Consider the following 24,517-nt stretch of genomic DNA (forward strand, 5'->3'; position numbering starts at 1 on the left):
AAGGCATATCGATATTTTTGCCAACTCACCCTGTTCACCCTGCCACGCATTTCGCCTTCAATGCCGGCAACTCGAGCGGGAATGGCGACATGCGTTGCAGGATATTGGGAGCGCCGGTTCAGGACGGCAGCGGCCGCAAGGGCTGCGAGATGGGACCGAGCGCATTGCGTGTGGCCGGGCTGGCGGAAGCGCTGGCGGAACTCGGCCACGAGGTGGAGGATCTCGGCACGGCCGCGCCCAGGCCGCTGAGGCCGGCCGCGCATCCCAACCCGGCTATCAAGGCGCTGCCGGACATCGCGGCCTGGACCGAAGCGCTGTCCGAGGCCGCCTACGCGGCGAGCGCGGAGGCCATGCCGATCTTCCTGGGCGGCGACCACAGCATCTCGGCCGGCACCTTGTCCGGCGTGGCGCGGCGAGCGGCCGAAAGGCGGCGGCCGCTCTTCGTGCTGTGGCTCGACGCCCATCCCGATTTCCATACGCTCGACACCACCCGCTCCGGCAATCTGCACGGCGTGCCGCTGGCCTACGCCGCCGGCCTGCCCGGCTTCCGCGGCTATTTTCCCGAGCTGTCGGCGGCCGTCGACCCGAAGCGCATCTGCACCCTCGGCCTGCGCAGCGTCGACCCGGCCGAGCGTGCGGCGCTCGCGCAGGCCGGCGTGACGGTGCACGACATGCGCGCCATAGACGAGCACGGCATGGCGCCGCTGCTGCGCGCCTTCCTCGGCCGCGTGGCCGCCGCCGACGGGCTGCTGCATGTCAGCCTCGACGTGGATTTCCTCGACCCCGCCATCGCCCCGGCCGTGGGCACCACCGTGCCCGGCGGCGCAACCTTCCGCGAGGCGCATCTGGTGATGGAGATGCTGTGCGACAGCGGCCTCGTCGCCAGCCTCGACCTTGTGGAACTGAACCCCTTCCTCGACGAGCGCGGACGCACCGCAACCCTGATGGTGGACCTCACGGCCAGCCTGATGGGCCGGCGCGTGATGGACCGCCCCACCCAGAGCTACTGACATGACCGCACCCGACCTCAACATCGTTCCCTTCGTCAGCGTCGACAACATGATGACGCTGGTGCTGAAGATCGGCGTGGAGCGCTTCCTCACCGAATTGGCCGCCTATATCGAGGAGGATTTCAAGCGCTGGGAAAGCTTCGACAAGACGCCGCGCGTCGCCTCGCACAGCCGTGACGGCGTGATCGAGCTGATGCCGACCAGCGACGGCACGCTCTACGGCTTCAAATACGTCAACGGCCACCCCAAGAACATGCGCCAGGGATTGCAGACCGTCACAGCCTTCGGCGTGCTGGCCGATGTCGGCAACGGCTATCCGATGCTGCTTACGGAGATGACCATCCTGACCGCGCTGCGCACCGCCGCCACCTCGGCGCTCGCCGCGAAATATCTGGCACCCAAGGGCGCGGCCTGCATGGCCATCATCGGCAACGGCGCGCAGTCGGAATTCCAGGCGCTCGCTTTCCGGGCCGTGCTGGGCATCGAGAAGCTGCGCCTCTACGACATCGACGCCGCGGCTAGCCGCAGATGCGCGCAAAACCTGGCCGGCAAAGGCTTCGACATCGAGATCTGCGCCTCCACGCAGGCAGCCGTCGAGGGTGCCGACATCATCACCACCGTCACCGCCGACAAGCAATATGCCACGATCCTGACCGACAACATGGTAGGCACCGGCGTCCACATCAACGCCGTGGGCGGCGACTGCCCCGGCAAGACCGAGCTGCACCGCGACATCCTCATGCGCTCCGACATCTTCGTGGAATACCCGCCGCAGACGCGCATCGAGGGTGAGATCCAGCAGCTTGAACCGGGGCATCCCGTCACGGAGCTGTGGCAGGTGATGACGGGCGCCGCTGCCGGCCGGCGCCATGCCGGCCAGATCACGCTCTTCGATTCCGTCGGCTTCGCCGTGGAGGACTTTTCGGCGCTGCGCTACGTGCGCGACCGGCTGCCGGCCACCGGCCTCTACGAGAAGCTCGACCTGCTCGCCGATCCAGACGAGCCGCGCGACCTGTTCGGCATGCTGCTGCGCCACCAGAAGAAGCTGGCGCCCGCAGCCTGACGGCGGGCGCCGGCATCGAACCTGCCGGCCTCAGAGCCTGGCGGCTCTCAGCCGCGACGTCTCCTGGATATCGACGGTCTCGTCCTTGAGGTTGACGGCCACGCCATACACCTGCCGCGCATGCTCGCCCGAATAGAAGCCGTCCAGCACGTCCTCCAGCACCTTTTGCGGAGAGCGCTTGAGCGGCGAGCCGTAGCCGCCGCCGTTCGGGCTGTAATAGGCCATCACGTCGTTGGCGCCGACGGCAAGGCCCGAGAACTTGGAATGCATCTCGCGCACCTGGTCCGGATGTTCGGAATTGTAGACCAGGCACTTGCCGACGGCGCCTTCGGTACCGCCGAACACGCCCCAGGGCGCCTCCTTGTGACGCTCGGATTCATGCGTGATGAAGCCCGGCGTCAGCACGCGCTGGGCCTTGACCACGCCGAGCCCGCCCCGGAACTCGCCGGCGCCGGGCGGCACGTCGTCGCGCAGCTCGTAGCGGTCGCAGATCATGGGGATGTGCATGGCCAGATCTTCGAGCGGGTTGTTGCGGGTGTTGGCCATGAGGTTGTCGATGCTGTCGGGGCCGTCCGAACGCGGCCGGCCGCCATAGGCCCCCTCGTTGACTTCCAGGAACACCCAGTAGTCGCCGCTCGGCCGCACGCCCGAATAGGCGGCGAACGAGATGGACGCCGAGCTGCCGGCGATGATCGTCTCCGGCATCACCGGCGCCAGAGCGCGGATGATCAGGTCGATCATGCGGTTGCACTGGGTGAAGCGGGCTTCCGCCGAGGCCGGCGCCTTCGGGTTGAAGATCGAGCCCAGCGGCGCGATCACGTTGATCGGCCTGAACGAGCCTTCGTTGGAAGGCACCCGCATGTCCGACGTGTAGGCGTCGAGCAGCAGCTTGCGGAAGGCGGCATAGGCCGCCACCTTGGTCGAGCCTTCGAAGGGCACGTTGTAGGCCGTCGGCGTCTGGTCGGCCGAGCCGGTGAGGTCCACGTCCAGCTCGTCGCCGCGCACCCGCACGGTGACCTTGACCTTCAGCCGCTGCTCGCGGTTGCGGCCGTCGTCGTCCAGCCAGCCCTCGGCCGAATACTCGCCGTCGGGAATGGCGCGGATGCGCTGGCGCATCATGCGCTCGGCATAGTCCATGAGCTGGTTGGCCGCCTGGAAGACGGTCCCCTCGCCGAATTTCTCGATCAGTTCCACGAAGCGCCTGGCACCCAGCCGGGCGGAGGCGACCTGCGCCTCGATGTCGCTGACGAGCTGCTGCGCGGCGCGGCTGTTGTTGCGGATGAAGTTCCACATCGCCCGGTTCGGCTCGCCCTTGCGGTAGAGCTTGGTGCCGGCAAACAGCATGCCTTCGGCGAACACGTCGGGCACGTCGATGATGAGGCCGGGAGTTGCCGCGCCGATGTCGACATGGTGGGCCGTGTTGCCGGCAAAACCCACCAGCCGCCCGTGGAAGAACACCGGCACCACGATGGCGAGGTCGGGCGTGTGGCTCGACCCGTGGTAGGGGTGGTTGTGGACGACGACGTCGCCTTCATACCATTCGCCGTCCTCCAGCGTTTCCTGGATGCCGCGCAGATAGCCGGGGATCGAGCCGATATGCATCGGCGTCGATTCGGATTCGCACAACGTGCTGAAGTTCACGTCGAACAGGCCCGCGCCGAGATCCTCCGATTCCCGGATGATGGAGGAGAACGACATGCGATACAGCACATGAGCCATCTCCTCGGCTATGGTTTCGAAGGAGCCGCGGATCACCTGCAGCGTGATGGGGTCAATCTCGGCCGGCGCTTCCTGCACCGCCACCGCCTTTGCCATGCTGTTCATCTGACTTCCTCCCTGTTCACGCCACGCCTGCGCGGTGAACCCGCGTGTTGCCGTATTCCAGCGTTTCGGCCACGTAGTCCGGCGGCACCAGCGTGGTGGAATCGTGCTGGATCAGGATCGCCGGCCCCGGCACCTTGTCGCCCGCATGGAGCTTCGAGCGGTCGTAGCGCGGCGTCTCCAGCGTGCGCCCGTCGTCGAAGGTGGTGGTCCTGACGAACATCAGCGCGCGGTCGATGCCGGAGCCGTCCGTCTGGCGGATCTTCGGCACGTTGAGGCGCTCGACCGAGGCGCGCCCGATCGCCCGCAGGGTGATCAGTTCCACCTCCTGGTCGCGGTAGCTGTAGCCGTAGTCGAGCTGGTGCTGGTCATGAAAGCTGGACGAGATGACCGACTTGTTGGCCAGCGTGACCGGGCCGTCGGGCATGGCGGCGCGCAGCTCGAAGCCCTGGCCGTGGTAGCGGCATTCCGCCACCACCTCGATCGACTGCAGTTCGCGGGCGATGCCGTCGTCGTCGAGCTGGCCGATCACGCGGTCGCGCAGGGCTTCGGCCGCACGGTTGATGCGCTCGATCTGCGCTTCGGTGGCGGCGTTGAGTTCCACGATGACGGCCTCGGTGTCCTCATATTGCAGATCGGTCTTCAGCAGGCCGACCGCGGCGGTGATGCCCGGCGCCACCGGCACGATCACGTCCTTGGCCGAGATCGCCTCGGCCAGCGCCACCCCGTGCAGCGGGCCCGCCCCGCCGAAGGGCAGGATCGAGAACTGGCGCGGATCGACGCCGCGCGCCACCGAGTTGGAGCGGATGGCGAGCGCCATGTTGTTGTTGATGATCTTGATGATGCCGAGCGCGGCGTCCTTCACCGACAGGCCGAGCGGCTTGGCGATCTTCTCCTCGATCGCCTTGTGGGAAAGCTCCGGGTCGAGCCTGAGATCGCCGCCCAGCGCGTGGTCGGGATCGAGGCGGCCAAGCACGATCTGGGCGTCGGTCACGGTGGGTTCGGTGCCGCCGCGGCCGTAGCAGGCCGGTCCCGGCTCGGAGCCCGCCGAGCGCGGCCCGACATTGAAGGCTCCCGCTTCGTCGATGAAGGCGACGGAGCCGCCGCCCGCGCCAATGGTGACGAGGTCGATCATCGGCGTCAGCACGGGATGGCCGGACACGTAGGTGTCGCGCGGGTTCATGATCTTGACCCGCCCGTCGGGGATGGTGCTGATGTCTGCGGAGGTGCCGCCGATGTCGACGGTGATGATGTTCTTCACGCCCGCCATCTCGCCCTCGGAAGCACCGCCGATGACGCCGCCGGCCGGGCCGGACATAAGGATGCGCACCGGGCGCGCCGCGCAGGCCTCGACCGTGGAGACGCCGCCGTTCGACTGCATGATGCGCAGCTTGGACGACAGCCCCGCCTCGCGCAGCTTGGCTTCCAGATCGCGCAGGTAGAAGGCGGTCTTCGGCCCGACATAGCAGTTCATCGCGGCGGTGGAGAAGCGCTCGTATTCGCGCATGACGTTGGCGACCTCGCTCGACAGCGTCACATAGGCTTCCGGCATCTCCTCCAGCACGATCTCCTTGGCGCGGCGCTCATGCGCGTCGTTGAGGAAGGCGAACATGAAGCCGATGACCACCGAGTTGACGCCGCGCCGCTTGAACAGGCGGGCGGCCTCGCGAACCTCGTCCTCGTCGAGGGCGTGCTCCACCTCGCCGTGCGGCGGCAGGATGCGCTCGCTCACGGCGATCCGGTTGCGGCGCTTGACCAGCGGCTGGCTCTGCCACGGCACCATGAAGTGCAGCGAGAAATTGTAGGGCCGCTTGTGCCGGCCGATATGCAGGATGTCGCGGAAGCCGCGCGTCGTCAGCATCCCGGTCTCGGAACCGTTATGTTCGATGGTGATGTTGGTGGCCGTGGTCGTGCCGTGCACGATCACCTCGACCTCGGCCGTGTCGATGCCGGCCAGGCTGCAAATGCCCTTCACGCCGTCCACGACGCCGATCGACTGGTTCTTCAGGGTGGTCGGAACCTTGTGGTAGAATACGCCCTTGGCGCATTCGAGCACGAGATCCGTGTTGGTTCCGCCGACGTCCACGCCAATGCGTGCCATGTGTGCTCCTCCCGACAAGAAAAAGGCGCGTCCCGAAGGACGCGCCGCTCGTTCATTCCGCTGCCAACCTGGTTGAATTGACGGTGTTGAGATAGTCGACGCATTCGTCGACGCTGTGGACGTCGGCGAACTTGGCGTCGATGTCGTAGAGGTTCCAGGCGACGGCGCCGGGCACGCGGTCGCCGATGCACTCGCGCACGGCGATGGTGCGGAAGCCGTCGGCCAGGCCGTCGCAGATGGTGGTGCGCACGCAGGCCGTGGCGGTGACGCCGGTGACCAGGATGGTGTCGACGCCGGCGGCGCGCAGGAGGCCGGCCAGGCCGGTGCCGTGGAAGGAGGAGGCGCGCTTCTTCAGCAGCGTGTATTCGCCCTCGACCGGGGCGATGCGGGAATCGATCGCCCACAGCTCCTTATTCTTCAGGTCGACCACGTCGACCGGGATCTTGCAGTGCCACAGCCCCATGTCGGTGAAGGCGGCGTTGCGGTCGGTGATCTCATAGGCGGTGGTGACGTGGATCACCGGGTGGCCGTTGGCGCGGCAGGCGGCCAGCAGCCGCTGCATGCCGGGGATGATCTCATTGTCCATCGCCTCCTGGTCGCAGGTGAACGGGTTGCCCGGCCGCGTCCAGGCATTGGCGAGGTCGACGCTGACCAGCGCCGGCCGCTTGCCGAAGCCGACGCGGCGCTGGAAGCCGCGCTCCTGATAGATCTTCGTCGATGCCGCGAACGCCTGCTGCAGCATGCGGTCGAGTTCCTTGTTGTCGATGTCGCTCATGGCGCTTCCTCTGCTCGGCCGTGGAAATCCGGCGGCCCGTTTGCCTGCCGATGACCGGGCAGCGCGCTGCCGCGGCGATCTGCACGCAAAAATGCCGCCGACCCGGCTTGAGCTGAAATGATCTTTCGCCAATTATTCTTGCACGACATGCATCAATGGGAGGCGGACGCAGACGCATGGACACCGAGGCGGGCCTGGAACTGACGCAATCCTTCATCGTCGTGGCGGAAGAGCTGAACTTCCGGCGCAGCGCCGAGCGGCTGCACCTGGACCAGTCGGCGCTGACGCGGCGCATCCAGAAGCTGGAGCACATGCTGGGCTTCACCCTGTTCGAGCGCACCACGCGGGAAGTGTCGCTGACGCCCGCCGGCCGCGCCTTCTACGAGGACAACGTGCGGCTGCTGCAGACCTACTCCCACTCGGTAAGGGCGGCGAGGCTGGTGGCCGAGGGAAAGACCGGCACGCTGCGCCTGGCCTACATGGCCTTCGCCGCCACCGAACTGATGCCTTATGCCGTGTCGCGCTACCGGCGGCTGCATCCCCACATCGACGTCAGCCTGCGCTACATCCGCACCCAGGGGCAGAAGCTGGCGCTGGCGCATGACGAGGTCGACATCGGCTACATGATCGGGCCATTCGACCACAGCGACTTCCACAGTCTGCTGCTGACCTCGGACCCGCTCTATGTGGTGACGCCGCGCAACCATCGCCTGACGCGGCTGCAGGAGGTGCGCCCCGCCGATCTTGCCGAGGAGGAGCTGATCCTCGGCGACATGATCGAGTGGGAGGCCTATCGTTGGCGCCTCAACGAGATGTTCTCCAGCGAGGGCGTGCCGCTCAACATCAAGCTGGAGGCGTCGAACACGCTGGCCCTGCTCGGCCTGGTCACGGCCGGCCTCGGCGTCACCGTCTATCCCGAAAGCCTGATCGGCTTCCTCGGCCGCAACGTCGAGGTGCGGCCCCTCATGCATCCCGACTTCCGCGTCCAGACGGTGCTGGTGTGGAAGCGCACCAACCGGGCCAGGGCAGTGCGCCATTTCGTGGAGGTGGCCAAGAACCTGCCGGCCCGCGGCTGAGCGCGAAGCCGGAGGAGCCCTAGATTTCGAGCTCGATCTCGCGGCTGGCAGCCTGGAGAAGGCCCCACACATGGTCGGCGAAGGACTGCCAGACCTCGATGCGGAAGCGATGCTCGGCTTCGCGCAGCAGCACGATCTGGGCCCTGTCGAAGAGCGTACGGCAGCCACCGGGCGCAGCCATCGCCCCGACATCGAAGGCAATGGCCGATTGCAGTGCGGTGACGGCCTGCGGCCCTTCCACCTCGATACCGACCTCGCGATGGCCGATATCGACGAGGCTGTGGATCGCCGTGGCATAAAGATCGGCGAAGGCGCGCTCGATGGCTTCCTGCTCGGCCGGCGGGGCCATCAGGTACCATTCGTCCGGCCCCAGGCAGGCCGCCCGCTTTTCCCCGGAGACGGAGACCTCGCCGATCCTTGCCGGAAGCGCCAGGCCGAACGCCAGCGACGCCCTGTCGACATCGGCCAGGCCGATCCGCAGGCTGAAGCGGGCGCTGTCCGCCGCTGCGCGGATGGCGAGCGGCACGGCCGGGGCGGCGGCGATCTGGCGGCCCTTCAGCGGATGATGTTCATGCAGCATGGTCGGCTCCTACGCGCTGAGACGCGTGTTGTCGGGATCGTAGAACACGGTACCGACGATCCTGGCCTGATGGACGCGGCCCGGCATGGGCACATGGATGGTCTGCCCCTCCCGCGCCCTGCCGCCCTCGATCACCGCAAGCGCGATGGAGCGGCCGAGCGTAGCGCTCCAATAGGACGAGGTGACGTGGCCGACCATCTTCATCGGCACGGCCTGGTTGGGGTCGAGCACGATCTGCGCGCCCTCCTCCAGCACCGTGTTCGGGTCCGCCGTCAGCAATCCGACAAGCTGCTTGCGGTCGGCCTTCAGCATGTCCGGCCGGGTGAGCGAGCGCTTGCCGACGAAGTCGGGCTTGGCCTTTCCGATGGCCCAGGCGAGCCCGGCATCGTCCGGGGTCTGCGTGCCGTCGGTGTCCTGGCCGACGATGATGTAGCCCTTCTCGGCGCGCAGCACGTGCATGGCTTCGGTGCCGTAGGGCACGATGCCGTATTGCCGGCCGGCTTCGTAGAGCTTTTCCCATACCGCGCGGCCGTAGCGTGCCGGCACGTTGATCTCATAGCCGCGCTCGCCGCTGAAGCTCATGCGGAACAGCCGCGTCGGCACCCCGCAAATGCGCCCCAGCGCCACCGACATGTGCGGAAAGGCCTCTTCCGAAAGATCGATGCCCTCGACCAGCGGTTCCAGCAGCTTGCGCGCATTCGGTCCGTTGAGCGCGACCACGGCCCATTGCTCGGTGGTGGAGGTGAGCCACACCTTCAGGCCCGGCCATTCGGTCTGGAGATAGTCCTCCATCATGGCCAGCACGCGCGCCGCCCCGCCGGTGGTGGTGGTGACGTGGAAGCGGTCGCTGGTGAGCCGGCCGATCACGCCGTCGTCGCGCACGAAACCGTCCTCGCCGAGCAGCACGCCGTAGCGGCAGCGGCCGGGTGCCAGCTTCGACCACGGGTTGGTATACATGCGGTTGAGGAACTCCGCCGCATCGGGCCCGACAATCTCGATCTTGCCCAGCGTGGAGGCATCGAACATGCCCAGCGATTCCCGCACCGCCCTGCACTCGCGCACCACCGCCTCATGCATGGTCTCGCCGGGCTTCGGGAAATACCAGGCACGCCGCCACAGCGACACCGGCTCGAACACGGCGCCGTTCTCCTCGGCCCATGCGTCCATCGGCGTCTTTCGCGTCACCTCGAACAGCTCGCCGCGATTGTAGCCGGCAAACGCGCCGAAGGTGGTCGGCGTGTAGGGCGGGCGGAAGGTGGTGAGCCCGACCGCCGGCGCCGGCCGCTTCACCGCATCCGAGGCTATGGCCAGGCCGTTGATGTTGGAGGTCTTGCCCTGGTCCGTCGCCATGCCGGTGGTGGTGTAGCGCTTGATGTGCTCGATCGACTTGAAGCCCTCGCGCACGGCAAGGCGGATGTCCTTGGCGGTGACGTCGTTCTGGAAGTCGACAAAGGCCTTGGCCCTGGAAGGGTTGCGGTCGGTCGGCAGCTCGCGGTTGCTGACGCCGGCAAGCGGCACCTCGCCCTCGACCCTGTAGCTGGCCGTCTTCGCGGTGAAGCCGGCATCGACGGCTGCCGCGGCGCCTGCCTGCGCACCCTCGGCAAGGGCTGCGGCGAGGCCGAAACCGCCATTGCCGGCACCGACGCAGCGGCATGCCTCTTCGGCTTGCCCCGGCAGGAACATCTGGCCGTCCTCGTTCCAGTCGAGCTTGCCCCTGGTGTGCGAGAACAGGTGCAGGCTCGGCGTCCAGCCGCCGCTCATTAGCAGCGCGTCGCAGGCGATTATGCGCGCGGCACCGACGCGCCCGCCGCCCCGTATCGGATTGGCGCGCAGCGAGGCGACGCGCAGGCGCCCGCTGGTGCCGGTGACGGTCCAGCCGGCCAGCACCTCGATGCCGAGCTTCGCGGCTCGCTGCCGCAGATGGTCGGCCACCTCGGGCCTGACATCGACGATCGCCGCCACCTTGACGCCGGCTTCGGCGAGGTCGAAGGCAGCGAGCCAGGCGCTGTCATGCGACGTGACGACCGCCGGCCGGTTGCCCACCTTGACGCCATAGCGGTTGAGATAGCTGCGCGCGGCGCCGGCCAGCATGACGCCCGGACGGTCGTTGCCGTCGAACACCAGCGGCTTTTCGATCGAGCCCTGCGCCAGCACGACCTGCCTTGCGCGCACCTTCCACATGCGCTCGCGCGGCGCGCCCTTGGGAGGATTGGAGAGATGGTCGGTAAGCCGCTGGCACAGGCCGACGAGATTCTGGTGGTAATAGCCGATCGCCGTGGTGCGCGGCAGCACGGTCACGTTCGGCAGCGTCGCGAGTTCGCTCGTTGCCTCCTTCAGCCATTCCCAGCCGGAGCGGCCGTCGATGCCGGCATCCGTTTCCGACAGCAGCGAGCCGCCGGGCTCGGCCTGTTCGTCCACGAGGATGACCTTGGCGCCGCTGCGCCCGGCTTCGAGCGCAGCGGCAAGACCCGCCGGGCCTGCGCCGACGACAAGCACGTCGCAATGGGCGAAGCGGCTGGCATAGGTGTCCGGGTCCGGCTCGGCCGGCGACTTGCCGAGGCCGGCGGCACCCCGGATGAACGGCTCGTAGACCTTGTTCCAGAAGCTCTTCGGCCACATGAAGGTCTTGTAGTAGAAGCCGGCCGAAAACAGCATGTAGAGCGCGTCGTTGACGGCGCCGATATCGCGCTTCAGCGACGGAAAATGGTTCTGGCTGGTGGCGGAAAGCCCGTCGAAGAGTTCCAGCACCGTGGCGCGCGTGTTGGGCTCGAAACGGCCCGGCCCGCGGCTGGTGCCGACCAGTGCGTTCGGCTCCTCCGAGCCCGCCGAGAGGATGCCGCGCGGGCGATGGTACTTGAACGAGCGGCCGACCAGATGCACGCCATTGGCCAGCAACGCCGAGGCCAGCGTGTCGCCCTCAAGGCCAGTGTGGGTTTCGCCGTTGAAGCTGAAGCGCACCGTCTTGTTGCGGTCGATGCGGCCCTTGCCGGAGATGCGGTGGCTGGTCATGACCGGGCTTCCTCGAGTTCGGCATCGCCGGGGCGGGGCAGCCCGGCCTTGTAGGTCATCACGAATTTGTCGCTGACGGTGTCGCGCACGGCGTTGAAGAAGCGGCCGCAACCATGCTGGTGGCGCCAGCGCTCGAAATGCGTGCCGCGCGGATTGGAGCGGATGAAGAGGTGGTTCTTCCACTCCTCGTCGGTCAGCTTGGACGGATCGGCGGGGCGCGCGATATGCGCCTCGCCGGCATAGGTGAATTCAAGTTCCGGGCGCTCGGCCTCGCAATAGGGACAGCGGATCAGCAGCATTTTTGTCTCCCTCAGAGCATGATCCCGAAAAGCGGGAACCGGTTTTCGGACAGGATCGTGCTCCAACAAAATCAGTGCGCGACGGCGGCGGCCGCCGCCTCGTCGATCAGCCGCCCGGTGGTGAAGCGCTCCAGGGTGAAGGGCGCGTTGATCGGATGCGGCTCGTCGCGGGCGATGGTGTGGGCAAAGACATGGGCCGAGCCGGGCGTGGCCTTGAAGCCGCCCGTGCCCCAGCCGCAATTGACGTAGAGCCCCTGAACCGGCGTCTTGCCGATGATCGCGGAACGGTCCGGCGTGACGTCGACCACGCCGCCCCATTTGCGCAGCATGCGCATGCGGGTGAAGATCGGGAACACCTCGCAGATCGCCGCCACCGTGTGCTCGATGAGCGGCAGGCCGCCGCGCTGGCTGTAGGAAACGTACTGGTCGGTGCCCGAACCGATGACCAGTTCGCCCTTGTCGGACTGCGAGATATAGGCGTGCACCGTGTTCGACATGACCACGCAGGGGAACACCGGCTTGACCGGCTCCGACACCAGCGCCTGCAGCGGGAAGCTTTCCAGCGGCAGGCGCACGCCGGCGGTGTCCATCACCACCGAAGTGTTGCCGGCCGCCACGACGCCGACCTTCTTCGCCCGGATAAAGCCCTTCGCCGTCTCGACACCCGTGACCTTGCCGGAAGCGTCGCGGCGGATCGCCGTAACCGGGCAGTTCTGGATGATGTCGACGCCGCGGGCGGCAGCGCCCCGCGCATAGCCCCAGGCCACCGCATCGTGCCGGGCCACGCCGCCGCGCCGCTGCAAGGCCGCCCCCATCACCGGATATCTGGCGTTGGCCGCGATGTTGAGCGGCGGGCAGAATTCCTTGGCCTGCTCCGGCGACAGCCATTCGTTGTCGACGCCGTTCAGCCGGTTGGAGTGGATGTGGCGCTTGAAGCTCTGCACGTCATGCACGTTGTGCGCCAGCATCATGACGCCGCGCTGCGAGAACATGACGTTGTAGTTCAGCTCCTGGCTGAGCCCCTCCCACAGCTTCATGGCATGTTCGTAGATGCCGGCCGACTCGTCGTAGAGGTAGTTGGAGCGGATGATGGTGGTGTTGCGGCCGGTGTTGCCGCCGCCGAGCCAGCCCTTCTCGATTACCGCGACATTGGTGATGCCGTGCTCCTTGGCCAGGTAGTAGGCCGCGCCCAGCCCATGGCCGCCGGCGCCGACGATGACCACGTCATATTCGGCCTTGGGCTCGGCATCAGGCCATTGCGGCTGCCAGTTCTTGTTGCCCGTCACGGCATTGGCGAGCAGCGATGAAAACGAAAAGCGGGTCACGCGCCGGCCTCCCACACGTTGAGCGTGGCAGGATTGTGAGCCGCATCGGCCGCCTTGGACAGGATGGATGCGTCAGTCTAATATCATGTCTGCGACACCTCCATAGAGAACCCCGCCATGGCCGGACCCGTCAAGCCGACACCGCCCCGCACCGGCCCCAAGCCAAGGCTCAAGGTGGGCTTCGTGCTGGCCCGGCGCTTCACCCTGTGCGCCTTCGCCAACTTCGTCGACGTGCTGCGGCTTTCGGCCGACGAAGGCGACCGCAGCCGGCCCATTTCCTGCGGCTGGCGCGTGCTTTCGGCCACGATGGAGCCCATCCTGTCGAGTTCGGGCGTTTCCGTGCAGCCGGAGGAGCGGCTGGGCGACCCCGGGCGCTTCGACTACATCGTGGTGGTCGGCGGGCTCATCGACGAGATCGAGAATCTGCATCCCGACTATGTGCGTTTCCTGCACCGCGCCGCGGCCCTCGGCATCCCGCTGGTGGGCGTGTGCACGGGCGCCTTCATCCTGCACCGCGCCGGACTGATGAACGGCTACCGCTGCTGCGTAAGCTGGTTCCACCGCGACGACTTCCTCGAGCGCTTCGAAGGCATGGAGCCGGTGGCCGACCAGATCTTCGTGGTGGATCGCGACCGGCTGACCTGCTCGGGCGGGGTCAGCTCGGCGCATCTGGCCGCCTTCCTGGTGGACCGGCATGTGGGGCCGGCGCAGGCGCAGAAGAGCCTGCACATCATGATCATCGACGAGGCCGAGACAGCCGAGACGCCGCAGCCTGGCATCCCGCTCGACCTGCGCAGCGACGACCCCCTGGTGCGGCGCGCGCTGCTCGCCATGCAGCAGCACATCGGCACTCCGCTGGCCATCGAGGCGGTGGCCGAGCGCATCGGCACCAACCGGCGCCGGCTGGAGCGGCGCTTCCAGACCCGCGTCGGGCGCTCGCCCGCAGACGCCTACAAGCTGATCCGACTGCGCCACGCCGAATATCTGCTCGACCATTCCGACAAGCCGGTCACCACCATCGCCCTGGAATGCGGCTATTGCGATTCCTCGCACTTCATCCGCGCCTTCCGGACAGGCCGCGGCACCACGCCTGCGGCCTATCGCGCTAGGTCGGGTCAAGGCGCCTGAAATTGACGCATCGCAAAGAAGCGCGGAAAAACGCAGGCTAGGGTGGCGCAGATATCGCCATGCCAGCCAGGTAATCCCTTGCACGCCTCCATCCTGCAGAAATACGGCGAGGCACGCCTGCCCCGCTACACCAGCTACCCCACGGCACCGCGCTTTTCCTCCGCCATCGGCCCCGTCGCCTATGCCGACTGGCTTGCCGGCCTGCCGCATGACGAGCCGGTCTCGCTCTATCTGCACCTGCCCTTCTGCCGCTCCATGTGCTGGTATTGCGGCTGCCACACCACCATCACCGGCCGCGACCAGCCGATCACCGACTATCTCGGCGTGCTGCGCGAGGAGATCGGCCTCGTTTCCGCTTGCGCGCCCGAGCGGCTTGCCGTGGAGAAGGTGCATTTCGGCGGCGGCACGCCGACCATCGTCAAGCCGGAGGAGTTCGTGGCGCTCTCCGGCCTGCTGCGCGAGCGCTTCGACTTCACCGGCAGCGCCGAAATGGCCGTGGAGATCGATCCGCGCACGCTCACCGCCGGCATGGCTGCGGCACTGGCCGGAGCGGGCGTCGCCCGCGCCAGCCTCGGCGTGCAGAGCTTCGATCCGCAAGTGCAGAAGGCGATCAACCGCATTCAGAGCGAGGAATGCACCGCCGAGACGGTGCATCACCTGCGCCGATTCGGCGTGGAACGCATCAATTTCGACCTGATCTACGGGCTTCCCAACCAGACCGTGCGCTCCTGCGTCGACACCGTGGCGGCGGCGGTGGCCATGCGGCCCGATCGCTTCGCCGTATTCGGCTACGCCCATGTTCCCACCTTCAAGAAGCACCAGCGCCTGATCGACGAGGCGGCGCTGCCGGGAAGCGCGGCGCGCAGGGAGCAGGCGCTGGCGATAGCCGAGGCACTGACGGACGCCGGCTACCGGCAGATCGGGCTCGACCATTTCGCCTTGCCAGGCGACGACCTCGCCACCGCCCAGGCGGCCGGCACGCTGCGGCGCAATTTCCAGGGCTACACCACCGACGGCTGCGAGACGCTGATCGGCTTCGGCGCCTCGTCCATCGGCCGCACCTGGCAGGGCTATGTCCAGAACGAAGTGGCGATCGGCCTCTACGGGCGCCACATCGCCTCCGGGCGGCTGGCCACCGCCAGGGGCTACAGGCTCAGCCGGGAAGACCGCGCGCGCGCCGCCGTGATCGAACGGCTGATGTGCGATTTCGAGGCCGACGTGCCCGCCATCTGCGCCCGCCACGGTCTCGATGCCGGCCGCCTGCTGGCCGGCAATGCCAGGCTGGCCATGCTGGAGCGCGACGGCGTGCTGGAGAACGACGGCGGGCTCATCTGTGTGCGCGGCGACCATCGCTTCCTCGTCCGCGTCGCCGCCGCAGCCTTCGACGCCTATGTGGAAGAGTCGCCACGAACGCACAGCAAGGTCGCGTGAAGTCGCGCGGCCGGGATTTCGGATGCCGACATGAGATATCTATACTGATATCCTGGACATCAGCCTAGCGAAGTAATATAGGAGAACTCCAGTCTGAAACTGGAGTCGGCTTTTGATCACCTCAGCCCAGATGCGCGCCGCCCGGGCCCTGCTCGGGATCGACCAGCGGCGCTTGGCCGAACTGGCCGGCGTGTCCGTCCCGACCGTCCAGCGCATGGAGGCCAGCAACGGCACCGTACGCGGCATGATCGATTCGCTCACCCGGGTGGTCGAGGCGCTGGACCGCGCCGGCATCGAGCTGATCGGCGACAATGCCGTCAGCACTGGTGGCGGGCGGGGCGTGCGCCTCAAGCAGCCGCCTCCGGGCTACGACGCCTCCTGAACCCTCTCCCGGACGCACGGCGCCCGCCCTGGGCCGGTGCCGTGCAGCAAGCGAACCACCGCCATGGCAACCACCACCGTCCAGCCTAGTTTCCTCGATCTCTTCACGCCCAAGCTCGCCACCGTCCTGAAGGAAGGCTACCGCCTGAAGGACCTGAGGGCCGACGCCATTTCCGGGCTCACCGTCGCCATCGTCGCCCTGCCGCTGTCCATGGCCATTGCCATCGCCTCCGGAGTCACGCCCGACCGCGGCCTCTACACGTCCATCGTCGGCGGCTTCATCGTCTCGGCGCTCGGCGGCAGCCGCTTCCAGATCGGCGGCCCGGCAGGCGCCTTCATCGTGCTGGTATCGGCCACGGTGGCCCAGCACGGGGTGGACGGCCTGCTCATCGCCACCATGCTGTCGGGTCTCATCCTGCTGGCCATCGGCCTGCTGCGGCTCGGCACCTTCATCAAATACATCCCCTATCCGGTCACGGTCGGCTTCACCTCCGGCATCGCCATCATCATCTTCGCCAGCCAGATCAAGGAACTGCTCGGTCTGACGCTCGAGCACGAGCCGGGACCGCTGCTGCCCAAGCTGCAGGCCATCGCCGGTGCGCTGCCCACCGCGAGCCCGGCCGCCATCGGCACCACCCTTGCCACGATCGCCATCATCGTGCTGGTGCGCCGCTACCGGCCGCATTGGCCGGCCTTCATCATCGCCGTGGCCGCGGCCTCGGTGGCGGCCGCGCTCGCCGGCCTGCCGGTCGAGACCATCGGCACCCGCTTCGGCGGCATCCCGCAGACCCTGCCGCTGCCGCAATTGCCGGCTTTCTCCACCGCCAAGGTGGTGGAGGTGCTGCCTGCGGCGCTCTCCTTCGCGCTGCTGGGCTGCATCGAGAGCCTGCTGTCGGCCGTCGTCGCCGATTCCATGAGCGGCCGCCGCCATCGCTCCAATTGCGAACTGGTGGCGCAAGGCGTTGCCAACGTCGTCACACCGCTGTTCGGCGGCTTCTGCGTGACCGGCAACATCGCCCGCACCGCCACCAATGTGCGCTCCGGCGCACGCGGGCCGGTTTCGGGCATGCTGCATTCGGTTTTCCTGCTGGCCTTCATGCTGGTGGCCGCACCGCTGGCAGCCTACATCCCCCTGGCCGCACTTGCCGGGGTGCTGGCGGTGGTTGCCTGGAACATGGCCGAAAGGCACCAGTTCGCCACCCTGCTGCGCGCCTCGCGCGGCGATGCGCTGGTGCTGCTGGTGACCTTCCTGCTGGTGGTGTTCCGGGACCTGACGGAGGGCATAGTGGCCGGCTTCGTCGTCGGCGCACTCCTGTTCCTGCACCGCATGGCGCAGGCGGTCGAGATCGAGCATGCGCGACCGCTGGTGGAGGAGGACAAGGCCGACGCCGCCAACGGCGAGCCGCGCAAGGCCTACGACGTGGCGCTGGCCACCGACCCGGACGTGGTGGTCTACCGGATTTCCGGCGCTTTCTTCTTCGGCGCAGCCGCAAGCGTGGCCGACGCGCTGGAGCGCATCGGCGAGCGGCCGAAGGCCTATGTGGTCGACTTCTCGGCGGTGCCGGTGCTTGATTCGACAGGCGCGGTCACCATCGAGAGCTTCGCGCGCAAGGCCCGCCGCAAGGGCGCGGAGGTCTATATCTCCGGCGCCGACCGGGCGATCCGTCGCGTGCTCCTGGTGCATGGCGTGAAGCCGCCGCTGGTGCGCTTTCGCGCCCGGCTCGCCGAGGCCGTGGCGGCCGCGCACGAAAAGGCGGACGAGGCCGGGCCCGTGAGCCCGCTTCCGCAATAGGACAGGACGCGTGAGGACGATCCTATGCCGCAGGCGGACGGCTTGCCGCAGGCGCTTGCCCTGTGACATGGTGGCGTCCAGCACCATTTCCGCCGCACCCGCGGGATGCGGGAATCCAGCCATGGAGCATTGACTTGAGCCGCCTTGACCGCTCGTTGATTGCCGGCTTGCCGCCATTCCAGGGCCTGACCCCGGACGAACTGGACCGTATGATCGGCCAGGCCCGCTCGCTGCGCATCACCCGGGACCAGCCTGTGTTCGAACAGGAGCAGGACGCCCATTCCTTCTTCCTGCTGCTGGACGGCCATGTCCGCGTGGTCAAGGCCACGCCCGACGGGCAGGAGGTGATCGTGCGCTACATCAGCCCGGGCGAACTGATGGGCATTGCCCACGCGCTCGGCCGCACCACCTACCCGGCCAGCGCGATCGCCGCCGTGGATTGCGTGGTGCTGGCCTGGCCCGGCCATCTGTGGCCGGAGTTGGCCGCCGCCTTCCCGAATTTCGGCGCCAACACCTACAAGACCGTGGGCACCCGCCTTCAGGACGCCCACACCCGCGTGGTCGAGATGTCGACCGAGCAGGTGGACCAGCGGGTCGCTCACGCCCTGCTCAAGCTGGTCAAGCAGACCGGCCGGCAGACCGAGGAGGGCCTGCTCATCGATTTTCCGATCTCGCGCCAGGACATCGCCGAGATGACGGGCACGACCCTGCATACGGTGAGCCGCCTGCTCACCGCCTGGGAGGAGAAGGGGCTGGTCAAGAGCGGCCGCCAGAAGGTGACGGTGGTGGAGCCGCACCGGCTGCTCATGCTTGCCGAAGGGCGAGTTCCAAAGGGGTAGGCGGCGCGCGCCTTTCGGGAGAGGTGGCGGCGACCGCCTGCAGCTCTCGCCGCAACTCGTCTTCGGCCAGACCATGCTCGCGCGCGGCGTCGGAAATCTTGTGGAACGGCGCAATCGGGCAACCGACGCACAGCATTCCGTTCTGCAGGATGACGCGGATGGTCGCCGGCCACCTGCGCATGATTTCGTCCATCGTGGCGTCGTCGCTGAACGGAGGCTCGCTGCAATCCATGGTCGCTGCCCGTCTTGGGAAGATCGGCCATGCTAGGCGCCCGGCCGCGCGACTTCCTTGCGCATTGGCAAACTGGCGATCGTTACGCCGTGCCTCGGTGCGGGTTCAGCCGCGCCGGATCACCACCCGGTAGTGCCCTTCCGGCTCGAACTCGCCGCGCCAGCCATGGCCGCGGGCCTCCAGTTCCTCGAACAGGAACACAGGCTCGCGCGGCAGCAGCGCGGCCAGCGTCTGGCCGGGCTCCAGCGCTTCCACGCCCTCCAGCGTGCGCACCAGCGGCTCCGGCGGCTCCAGTTCGCGATTGTCGAGCTCCACGACGGGCTCCGGCCAGGTATCCTCGCCGCCAGCCGCGGCGGCCTGCCCGGCCCTCTCCGGCTCCGCCGCCGGCGCGGCGGCAACGGGCGTGAAGATCACCTCCCAGTCGCCATTGCCGATCTCGCGCGCGGAAGGCTCGAAGCCACGCTGGCCCATCACCTGAAACAGCGGGATCGGCTTGAAAGTGGCCAACAGCCGCAGGCTCTGGCCCGGCGCGAGCGCGGCCACCGCCTCCATGATGGCGCTGAACGGCTCGCCGCCCTCGCGCAGGATCGGCCTGACGTCGAGATCGTAATGGGGAACGGACATTGGCATCTCCAGTTCTGTATTTGGTCAGCGAAGCGCCGGCAGGAACAGGCGCGGCCGCGCGGCACCGTCGGGCAGGCGCTGAGCGGGCGCCACATTGTGGAGCCGCCGCGCCAGCACAAGCTCCGCCACGATGGCCAGCGTCGCCAGCAGCGTCGCCGCCGCCGCGACCCGGAACAGGCCCGGCGCCCGCACCAGCAATGCACCGGTGCCGACCAGCACGGCCAGGAAATAAAGGGCGAACCAGACGCGGTCGCGGCCTTCCACCACAAGGTCCTGCACGCGCGGCGTCGGCTTGCGGCCCATCACCGGACCGTAGCATTCCAGCCAGGTGAGGAACGGCACGATCTTGTAGAGCTGCGACAGGCCGAGCCCGGTCAGCCAGCCGAAGCCGACCAGATAGACCAGCGCGCCGACATGGTCGGCCAGCGTGCCCGTGGCCAGCAGCGCCAGCAGCAGCAGCGCCGACAGGCACAGAGACACGAAGGCGCCGATGGCCGAGCGGCTGTTCAGTTCGATGTGGCGCCGCTTGCGGTTGCGGTAGAAGAAGACGAGGTCGACGCCGTAGAAGACGAGCGACACCAACCCGAGCAGCACGGCCAGCGCCACGGGCAGGCTGGGGCCGGCGAAGCCCAGCTTCTCCAGCAAGGAAGCCAGCGGCACGGCAAGTGCAATGAGCAGCAGGGCCACGGCACCGCTCCACCACACCGTTCGCCCGCTGGCGCGCTCCTTGTCGGGCGCGAGCATGAACATCGGCAGCAGACGGTAACTGACGCCGATGGCGGTGAAGCTCAGCCAGCCGCCGAGCCCGACGGCCATGTGCACCGGCAGCGCCTGGGAGCGGAAATCCACCTGCGCCAGCGCCGGCAGCCGGCCCGACAGCAGGAAGGCAAACAGCGCCCCCAAAACGGCGGTGAGCAGCGCGCAGACGATGCCCGTCGCCGCAAAGCGGGCCGGCAGCGGCAGTTGCGCCGGCCGCACGCTCCACAAGGTGGCAAACAGCACCCATGCCGTCAGCAGGAAGCCGGCCGGCAGCAGCAGCCCGGCAAGGACAAGAAGCGGGATGCCGCTTTCAAAGGCGCCGGACAGTTCCAGGAAGCCGGCAAGCAGGCACCCCAGCCCGGCCAGCAGGCAAAGGAACGCGGGCAGCACCAACCCTTCGGCGCGCAAGGGCTTTGCCACCAGCACGGGCACGAACTGAAACAGCGCGCCGCACAGCAGAAGGCTGAGCCAGCCGATGGTCATCATGTGCACGACGACCAGCGTCTCCGGCGCCTCGGCCGGAACAGCCGGATAGCCGTAGCCGGCCACCATCAGTACCTGCGCCCCGATCAGGAAGAGGAGCGCAGCGGCGAAATAGGCCATTGTCCAGCGCGACAGCGCGGTGCCCATCATGGCAGGAAACCCGGTGCGGTCTTCGCAGCGGTGGTCCGGCGCAATACCGGAGAATGCGGAACGCTCATGGAAGTGCCCATCGAACTGCCTTCGATGCCCTGCCGGCAACCGGCCTGCGCGTCCGAAAATAGGCCTTAAAGATACATTGTCAATCTATGTTTTAGTGGCATTATGTCGCCGTCGGCTTCGATTGGGCGCAATACGCTTTTCGCGGAGACGGCCGTTTGCTATGCCTCCGGCAATGCGCATTTTTCGGCTGCGCTCTCGCCGGGCACGACCGGCCGACGCCCTTGACAGGTCCAGACCCGATGCCTGCCAGACATCTAACCGGCCTGAAGGGCCGCTTTCTCCGGGCGGTGTTTTCCCGCCACTTCGAAGGCGCGGCGGGCTATGCTTTCGCCCTCGTCACCATCGCAGCCGCCTTCCTGCTGCGGCTTTCGCTTCACGATATCCTCGGCGAGCGCGCCCTGCTCATCCTTTTCGTACCGCCGATCCTGGTGGCTTCGATTGCCGGCGGCGTCGGCCCCGGCCTCACCGCCCTCACCGTCTCGCTGCCGGGCGTGATCTATCTCAGCAGCTTTCGCGGAGACCTATGGCAAAACGTCATCGAACTCGCCGTCTACCTGCTCGCGGGCATCCTCATCGTGTGGATGGGCGAGATGCTGCATCGGGCAAGGCGCGCCATCGACAAGGCCGAAGCGGCGCTGACAGCCCACGAGACGCATCTTCGCACCCTTTTCGACACCGCCCCAGACGCCACGGTCGTCATCGACAGGAACGGCGCCATCACCTCCTTCAACAGGGCAGCCATCCGCCAATTCGGCTATACGGAGCAGGAAGTGCTTGGCCGCAACGTCAAGGTGCTGATGCCCGAGCCCTATCGCGGCGAGCATGACGGCTACATCCAGCGTTACCTGACCACCGGCGAGAAGCGCATCATCGGCATAGACCGGGTTGTGGTCGGCCGGCGCAAGGACGGCTCGACCTTTCCCATGAAGCTCGCCGTCGGCGAGATCAAGACGAACGGGGGCACCTTCTTCGCCGGCTTCATCCGCGACCTGACCGAGCGCGAGGAATCGGCCGCCCGCCTCCAGGAGGTGCAGGCCGAGCTGGCGCGGCTGGCCAGGCTCAACGAACTGGGCGAGATGGCCTCCACCCTGGCGCACGAGTTGAACCAGCCGCTCGCGGCCATCGCCAACTACACGCAGGGCTGCGTGCGGCTGCTGGGCCAGATGGACGAGGCGCTGGCCTCGCGCATGCGCGAGGCGCTGGAAGAAACGGCCCGTCAGTCGCTGCGCGCCGGCGAGATCATCCGGCACCTGCGCGAATTCGTCACCCGCGGCGAGACCGAGAAGACGCCGCAGGACATCCGCAAGCTGGTGGAGGAGGCCGGCGCGCTGGCGCTGATGGGCTCGCGCGAGCGCGGCATCCGCTCAGTCTTCGACTTCGAGCCGGGAGCGGAGCTGGTCACCGCCGACCGTGTACAGATCCAGCAGGTGCTCATCAACCTGATGCGCAACGCCATGGAAGCCATGCGCGACAGCGAGCGGCGCGAATTGGTGGTACGCACCGCCCCGGATGGCCCCGGGACGGTAGTCGTGGAGGTGTCCGACACGGGACCCGGCATTTCCGAGGAGATCGAGGCGCGGCTGTTCCAGCCCTTCGTGACCAGCAAGCCGGGCGGCATGGGCATCGGCCTGTCCATTTCCAAGCGCATCCTGGAGGCGCATGGCGGCGAACTGACCGCGCGCCGCAATGCCGATGGCGGCGCGACGTTCCGCTTCACCTTGCTGGCCGCGCCGACCGACGAAGCAGAAGAGGTAACACATGCAGACCGGTGACTATGTCGTGCACATCGTCGACGACGAGGAGCCTGTGCGCAAGTCGCTCGCCTTCCTGCTTACGATGGCGGGCTTCGCCGCGCGCGTTCACAATTCGGCGACGGATTTCCTCGCCGTGGCCACCGCGCGGGGCTTCGGCAGGGCCTGCCTGGTGACGGATCTCAGGATGCCGGACATGAGCGGGGTGGAACTGCTGGAGAAACTGCGCGCCGCCGACGCAATGGTGCCGGCGGTCGTCATCAGCGGCCATGGCGATGTGCCGATGGCGGTGGCGGCCATGAAGGCCGGCGCGCTGGACTTCATCGAGAAGCCGTTTCAGGACGAAGTGCTGATCGAGGCCATCCGGCGCGCGGCAGAGCGCATCAGCGATGCGCCCGAAAAAGACGACGCCGCCGCCATCCGCGCCCGGCACGCCCTGCTCACCGAGCGCGAGCGGCAGGTGCTTGCCGCCGTGGTGGCAGGCCTGCCCAACAAGTCCATCGCCTACGACCTCGACATCAGCCCGCGTACGGTCGAGGTCCACCGCGCCAGCGTGATGGCCAAGATGCAGGCCCGCAGCCTGCCGGAACTGGTGCGCATGACGCTCGCCGCCGAACTTGCGGTTTCCTGATCCCATCGGCCGGGCGAGTTGATCTGGCGCAATGCGCCGGTTGCTCCCCTGGCCGAAGAGTGGCCTCCGTCCCGCTTCCCCGGCGGATGTCAGGAGGAGTCCGTTTGACCGCAGCCGCGCTGATACTCGTCGTCGCCCCCGATATGGATTTTCGGCGCTCGCTCGAATTTGCGCTGGAGACGGACGGATTCACCGTCGAATCGCATCGGCAGATCGAGGCCGCCTTCGCCTCGCCGCGAGCGGGCCGGGCCGCCTGTGCGGTCGTGGACGACAGCGCCGTCACCGACTGGAAGGCGATGGCTGCCGCCATCCGGCTGTTCGGCAAGCCACTCATCCTGCTGCAGGACCGGGTCCGCACCGTACCGGACCTGCCGCTCACCACGGCGCTGACCATGCCCTTCCTCGGCGCGCCGCTCACCGATGCCGTGCGCCGCGCCATGGCCGTGGTTAATCATACGTAGTTTCCCCTAGGGGCGACCCCTAGGGACATATCCGAATTTCCGAAACCGCGCCTTTGCGCGATGTCTGCGGCAACCGATCTTTCGGAGACCGCAATGACACTCCTCGAATCCCCCCGCGCCTTCATGCCCCTGCACCCGCAGGGCAACGCCCTCGCCTCGCAGTCGGCGCAAAGGAGCCTGCCCACCCTGTTCGCCGCAGGCGCCGAGATCTACGCCCAGGGCGAGACGTGCAATTCCCTCTACAGGGTCGAGTTCGGAGCGGTGCGGATCTACAGGCTGCTGGCCGACGGGCGCCGCCAGATCTCCGCCTTCCATCTTGCCGGCGAGACCTTCGGCTTCGAGGCCGGCGACACCCACCACTTCTTCGCGGAAGCGATCGTCGCCACCGGCATCCGCGTGCTGCGCACCGCGCCCGGCGCAGCCGACCTGCTGCCCATGGCCCTGAAAAGCCTGGTGCGGGCTCAGGAGCATCTTCTCGTGCTCGGCCGCCAGAATGCGCTGGAGCGCGTTTCGGCGTTCCTGGCCGACATGGCCGAACGGCAGGGCGGCCTGCGGCAGGTGGAACTGCCCATGTCGCGCAACGACATAGCCGACTATCTCGGCCTGACCATAGAAACCGTCTCGCGCATCTTCACCCGGCTGAAGCAGGAAGGCGTGATCCGCCTGCCCAGCCTGCGCCGCGTCGAGATCGTGAAGCTGCAGGTCTTGCACGACCTGCTGGCCTGAG

Annotated in this window: 22 protein-coding genes; 12 read left to right on the plus strand and 10 right to left on the minus strand. The window is 67.6% G+C overall.

The genetic code is table 11. The features are described 5' to 3' along the window. Nucleotides 1–89 precede the first annotated feature (89 nt). Together rocF and ACTDI4_RS18600 are read left to right on the plus strand one after the other, a co-directional pair. Entirely contained in the window at nucleotides 90–1,010 is a 921-nt protein-coding gene (gene rocF / locus ACTDI4_RS18595) for an arginase (protein WP_442842552.1), read from the plus strand. A 1-nt stretch (nucleotide 1,011) separates the two neighbouring features. Continuing rightward, nucleotides 1,012–2,073 carry an ornithine cyclodeaminase gene (locus tag ACTDI4_RS18600; protein WP_442842553.1) on the plus strand — a complete coding sequence of 354 codons (1,062 nt, stop codon included), beginning with the start codon at nucleotides 1,012–1,014 and terminating at the stop codon, nucleotides 2,071–2,073. Nucleotides 2,074–2,103: 30 nt separating this feature from the next. On the opposite strand, the gene ACTDI4_RS18605 is transcribed toward ACTDI4_RS18600, so the two are convergent. Genes ACTDI4_RS18605 through ACTDI4_RS18615 form a run of 3 tightly spaced genes read right to left on the minus strand, consistent with a single transcriptional unit; the run spans nucleotide 2,104 to nucleotide 6,770 of the window. Further along, nucleotides 2,104–3,897 (minus strand): hydantoinase B/oxoprolinase family protein, encoded by a 1,794-nt coding sequence (locus ACTDI4_RS18605; protein WP_442842554.1) that lies wholly within the window; start codon nucleotides 3,895–3,897, stop codon nucleotides 2,104–2,106. 16 nt (nucleotides 3,898–3,913) lie between these two features. After that, nucleotides 3,914–5,995: a hydantoinase/oxoprolinase family protein gene (locus ACTDI4_RS18610; RefSeq protein ID WP_442842555.1), complete on the minus strand. Its 2,082-nt coding sequence runs from the start codon at nucleotides 5,993–5,995 to the stop codon at nucleotides 3,914–3,916. A 52-nt stretch (nucleotides 5,996–6,047) separates the two neighbouring features. Next, nucleotides 6,048–6,770 (minus strand): isochorismatase family protein, encoded by a 723-nt coding sequence (locus ACTDI4_RS18615; protein ID WP_442842556.1) that lies wholly within the window; start codon nucleotides 6,768–6,770, stop codon nucleotides 6,048–6,050. Nucleotides 6,771–6,946: 176 nt separating this feature from the next. On the opposite strand from ACTDI4_RS18615, the gene ACTDI4_RS18620 reads away from it, so the two are divergent. Further along, nucleotides 6,947–7,846 (plus strand): LysR family transcriptional regulator, encoded by a 900-nt coding sequence (locus ACTDI4_RS18620; RefSeq protein ID WP_442842557.1) that lies wholly within the window; start codon nucleotides 6,947–6,949, stop codon nucleotides 7,844–7,846. A gap of 19 nt (nucleotides 7,847–7,865) precedes the next feature. On the opposite strand, the gene ACTDI4_RS18625 is transcribed toward ACTDI4_RS18620, so the two are convergent. The 4 genes from ACTDI4_RS18625 to ACTDI4_RS18640 form a co-directional block, all read right to left on the minus strand. Next, nucleotides 7,866–8,426 (minus strand): sarcosine oxidase subunit gamma, encoded by a 561-nt coding sequence (locus tag ACTDI4_RS18625; RefSeq protein ID WP_442842558.1) that lies wholly within the window; start codon nucleotides 8,424–8,426, stop codon nucleotides 7,866–7,868. 9 nt (nucleotides 8,427–8,435) lie between these two features. Beyond that, complete coding sequence (locus ACTDI4_RS18630; protein WP_442842559.1) at nucleotides 8,436–11,435, minus strand: sarcosine oxidase subunit alpha; 3,000 nt, start codon at nucleotides 11,433–11,435, stop codon at nucleotides 8,436–8,438. After that, the gene (locus tag ACTDI4_RS18635; RefSeq protein ID WP_442842560.1) at nucleotides 11,432–11,734 is read right to left on the minus strand and encodes a sarcosine oxidase subunit delta; all 303 of its coding nucleotides are present in this window, start codon (nucleotides 11,732–11,734) and stop codon (nucleotides 11,432–11,434) included. The genes ACTDI4_RS18630 and ACTDI4_RS18635 overlap by 4 nt, the downstream gene beginning before the upstream one ends. Before the next feature lie 71 nt (nucleotides 11,735–11,805). Beyond that, a complete protein-coding gene (locus ACTDI4_RS18640; RefSeq protein ID WP_442842561.1) occupies nucleotides 11,806–13,059 on the minus strand; it encodes a sarcosine oxidase subunit beta family protein in 1,254 nt (417 codons plus the stop codon). Nucleotides 13,060–13,176: 117 nt separating this feature from the next. Here ACTDI4_RS18640 and ACTDI4_RS18645 point away from each other — a divergent pair, with 117 nt between their 5' ends. The 5 genes from ACTDI4_RS18645 (at nucleotide 13,177) to ACTDI4_RS18665 (ending at nucleotide 18,630) form a co-directional block, all read left to right on the plus strand. After that, the gene (locus tag ACTDI4_RS18645; protein WP_442842562.1) at nucleotides 13,177–14,187 is read left to right on the plus strand and encodes a GlxA family transcriptional regulator; all 1,011 of its coding nucleotides are present in this window, start codon (nucleotides 13,177–13,179) and stop codon (nucleotides 14,185–14,187) included. Between the two features lie 78 nt (nucleotides 14,188–14,265). Beyond that, a complete protein-coding gene (hemN, locus tag ACTDI4_RS18650; protein WP_442842563.1) occupies nucleotides 14,266–15,618 on the plus strand; it encodes an oxygen-independent coproporphyrinogen III oxidase in 1,353 nt (450 codons plus the stop codon). 112 nt (nucleotides 15,619–15,730) lie between these two features. Further along, on the plus strand, nucleotides 15,731–16,000 hold the full coding sequence (locus ACTDI4_RS18655; RefSeq protein WP_442842564.1) for a helix-turn-helix domain-containing protein: 270 nt from the start codon (nucleotides 15,731–15,733) through the stop codon (nucleotides 15,998–16,000). A 63-nt stretch (nucleotides 16,001–16,063) separates the two neighbouring features. Further along, nucleotides 16,064–17,791, plus strand: coding sequence for a SulP family inorganic anion transporter (locus ACTDI4_RS18660; protein ID WP_442842565.1), 1,728 nt, complete (start codon nucleotides 16,064–16,066; stop codon nucleotides 17,789–17,791). A 134-nt stretch (nucleotides 17,792–17,925) separates the two neighbouring features. After that, complete coding sequence (locus ACTDI4_RS18665) at nucleotides 17,926–18,630, plus strand: Crp/Fnr family transcriptional regulator (RefSeq protein WP_442842566.1); 705 nt, start codon at nucleotides 17,926–17,928, stop codon at nucleotides 18,628–18,630. Here the strand turns inward: ACTDI4_RS18665 and ACTDI4_RS18670 are convergent. The 3 genes from ACTDI4_RS18670 to ACTDI4_RS18680 form a co-directional block, all read right to left on the minus strand. Continuing rightward, nucleotides 18,596–18,862, minus strand: a complete 267-nt coding sequence (locus ACTDI4_RS18670) for a DUF1858 domain-containing protein (RefSeq protein ID WP_442842567.1) — start codon at nucleotides 18,860–18,862, stop codon at nucleotides 18,596–18,598. The two genes, ACTDI4_RS18665 and ACTDI4_RS18670, sit on opposite strands and share 35 nt — an antisense overlap. Before the next feature lie 105 nt (nucleotides 18,863–18,967). After that, nucleotides 18,968–19,486, minus strand: coding sequence for a DUF2249 domain-containing protein (locus ACTDI4_RS18675; protein WP_442842568.1), 519 nt, complete (start codon nucleotides 19,484–19,486; stop codon nucleotides 18,968–18,970). A gap of 24 nt (nucleotides 19,487–19,510) precedes the next feature. Continuing rightward, a complete protein-coding gene (locus tag ACTDI4_RS18680; protein WP_442842569.1) occupies nucleotides 19,511–20,878 on the minus strand; it encodes a hypothetical protein in 1,368 nt (455 codons plus the stop codon). 308 nt (nucleotides 20,879–21,186) lie between these two features. Here ACTDI4_RS18680 and ACTDI4_RS18685 point away from each other — a divergent pair, with 308 nt between their 5' ends. The 4 genes from ACTDI4_RS18685 (at nucleotide 21,187) to ACTDI4_RS18700 (ending at nucleotide 24,516) form a co-directional block, all read left to right on the plus strand. After that, nucleotides 21,187–22,719, plus strand: a complete 1,533-nt coding sequence (locus tag ACTDI4_RS18685) for a PAS domain-containing sensor histidine kinase (protein ID WP_442842570.1) — start codon at nucleotides 21,187–21,189, stop codon at nucleotides 22,717–22,719. Beyond that, nucleotides 22,706–23,329 (plus strand): response regulator FixJ, encoded by a 624-nt coding sequence (fixJ, locus tag ACTDI4_RS18690; protein WP_442842571.1) that lies wholly within the window; start codon nucleotides 22,706–22,708, stop codon nucleotides 23,327–23,329. Before ACTDI4_RS18685 ends, fixJ begins: the two co-directional genes overlap by 14 nt. Nucleotides 23,330–23,433: 104 nt before the next feature. Next, nucleotides 23,434–23,790 carry a hypothetical protein gene (locus ACTDI4_RS18695; protein ID WP_442842572.1) on the plus strand — a complete coding sequence of 119 codons (357 nt, stop codon included), beginning with the start codon at nucleotides 23,434–23,436 and terminating at the stop codon, nucleotides 23,788–23,790. A gap of 93 nt (nucleotides 23,791–23,883) precedes the next feature. Next, the gene (locus ACTDI4_RS18700; RefSeq protein ID WP_442842573.1) at nucleotides 23,884–24,516 is read left to right on the plus strand and encodes a helix-turn-helix domain-containing protein; all 633 of its coding nucleotides are present in this window, start codon (nucleotides 23,884–23,886) and stop codon (nucleotides 24,514–24,516) included. Nucleotide 24,517 lies beyond the last annotated feature (1 nt).

It is taken from the genome of Mesorhizobium sp. PUT5 (genome assembly GCF_052216645.1).
Taxonomy (GTDB): Bacteria; Pseudomonadota; Alphaproteobacteria; order Rhizobiales; family Rhizobiaceae; genus Mesorhizobium.

What these genes read in the sequence shown, in the direction of transcription:
- ACTDI4_RS18620 (WP_442842557.1), top strand. Translation starts at nt 6,947, where the DNA reads ATGGACACCGAGGCGGGCCTGGAACTGACGCAATCCTTCATCGTCGTG.
- rocF (WP_442842552.1), top strand. Translation starts at nt 90, where the DNA reads ATGCGTTGCAGGATATTGGGAGCGCCGGTTCAGGACGGCAGCGGCCGC.
- fixJ (WP_442842571.1), top strand. Translation starts at nt 22,706, where the DNA reads ATGCAGACCGGTGACTATGTCGTGCACATCGTCGACGACGAGGAGCCT.
- ACTDI4_RS18605 (WP_442842554.1), bottom strand. Translation starts at nt 3,897, where the DNA reads ATGAACAGCATGGCAAAGGCGGTGGCGGTGCAGGAAGCGCCGGCCGAG.
- ACTDI4_RS18670 (WP_442842567.1), bottom strand. Translation starts at nt 18,862, where the DNA reads ATGGATTGCAGCGAGCCTCCGTTCAGCGACGACGCCACGATGGACGAA.
- ACTDI4_RS18625 (WP_442842558.1), bottom strand. Translation starts at nt 8,426, where the DNA reads ATGCTGCATGAACATCATCCGCTGAAGGGCCGCCAGATCGCCGCCGCC.
- ACTDI4_RS18630 (WP_442842559.1), bottom strand. Translation starts at nt 11,435, where the DNA reads ATGACCAGCCACCGCATCTCCGGCAAGGGCCGCATCGACCGCAACAAG.
- ACTDI4_RS18680 (WP_442842569.1), bottom strand. Translation starts at nt 20,878, where the DNA reads ATGATGGGCACCGCGCTGTCGCGCTGGACAATGGCCTATTTCGCCGCT.
- ACTDI4_RS18600 (WP_442842553.1), top strand. Translation starts at nt 1,012, where the DNA reads ATGACCGCACCCGACCTCAACATCGTTCCCTTCGTCAGCGTCGACAAC.
- ACTDI4_RS18615 (WP_442842556.1), bottom strand. Translation starts at nt 6,770, where the DNA reads ATGAGCGACATCGACAACAAGGAACTCGACCGCATGCTGCAGCAGGCG.
- ACTDI4_RS18610 (WP_442842555.1), bottom strand. Translation starts at nt 5,995, where the DNA reads ATGGCACGCATTGGCGTGGACGTCGGCGGAACCAACACGGATCTCGTG.
- ACTDI4_RS18700 (WP_442842573.1), top strand. Translation starts at nt 23,884, where the DNA reads ATGACACTCCTCGAATCCCCCCGCGCCTTCATGCCCCTGCACCCGCAG.
- ACTDI4_RS18635 (WP_442842560.1), bottom strand. Translation starts at nt 11,734, where the DNA reads ATGCTGCTGATCCGCTGTCCCTATTGCGAGGCCGAGCGCCCGGAACTT.
- ACTDI4_RS18645 (WP_442842562.1), top strand. Translation starts at nt 13,177, where the DNA reads ATGGCCGGACCCGTCAAGCCGACACCGCCCCGCACCGGCCCCAAGCCA.
- ACTDI4_RS18660 (WP_442842565.1), top strand. Translation starts at nt 16,064, where the DNA reads ATGGCAACCACCACCGTCCAGCCTAGTTTCCTCGATCTCTTCACGCCC.
- ACTDI4_RS18685 (WP_442842570.1), top strand. Translation starts at nt 21,187, where the DNA reads ATGCCTGCCAGACATCTAACCGGCCTGAAGGGCCGCTTTCTCCGGGCG.
- ACTDI4_RS18675 (WP_442842568.1), bottom strand. Translation starts at nt 19,486, where the DNA reads ATGTCCGTTCCCCATTACGATCTCGACGTCAGGCCGATCCTGCGCGAG.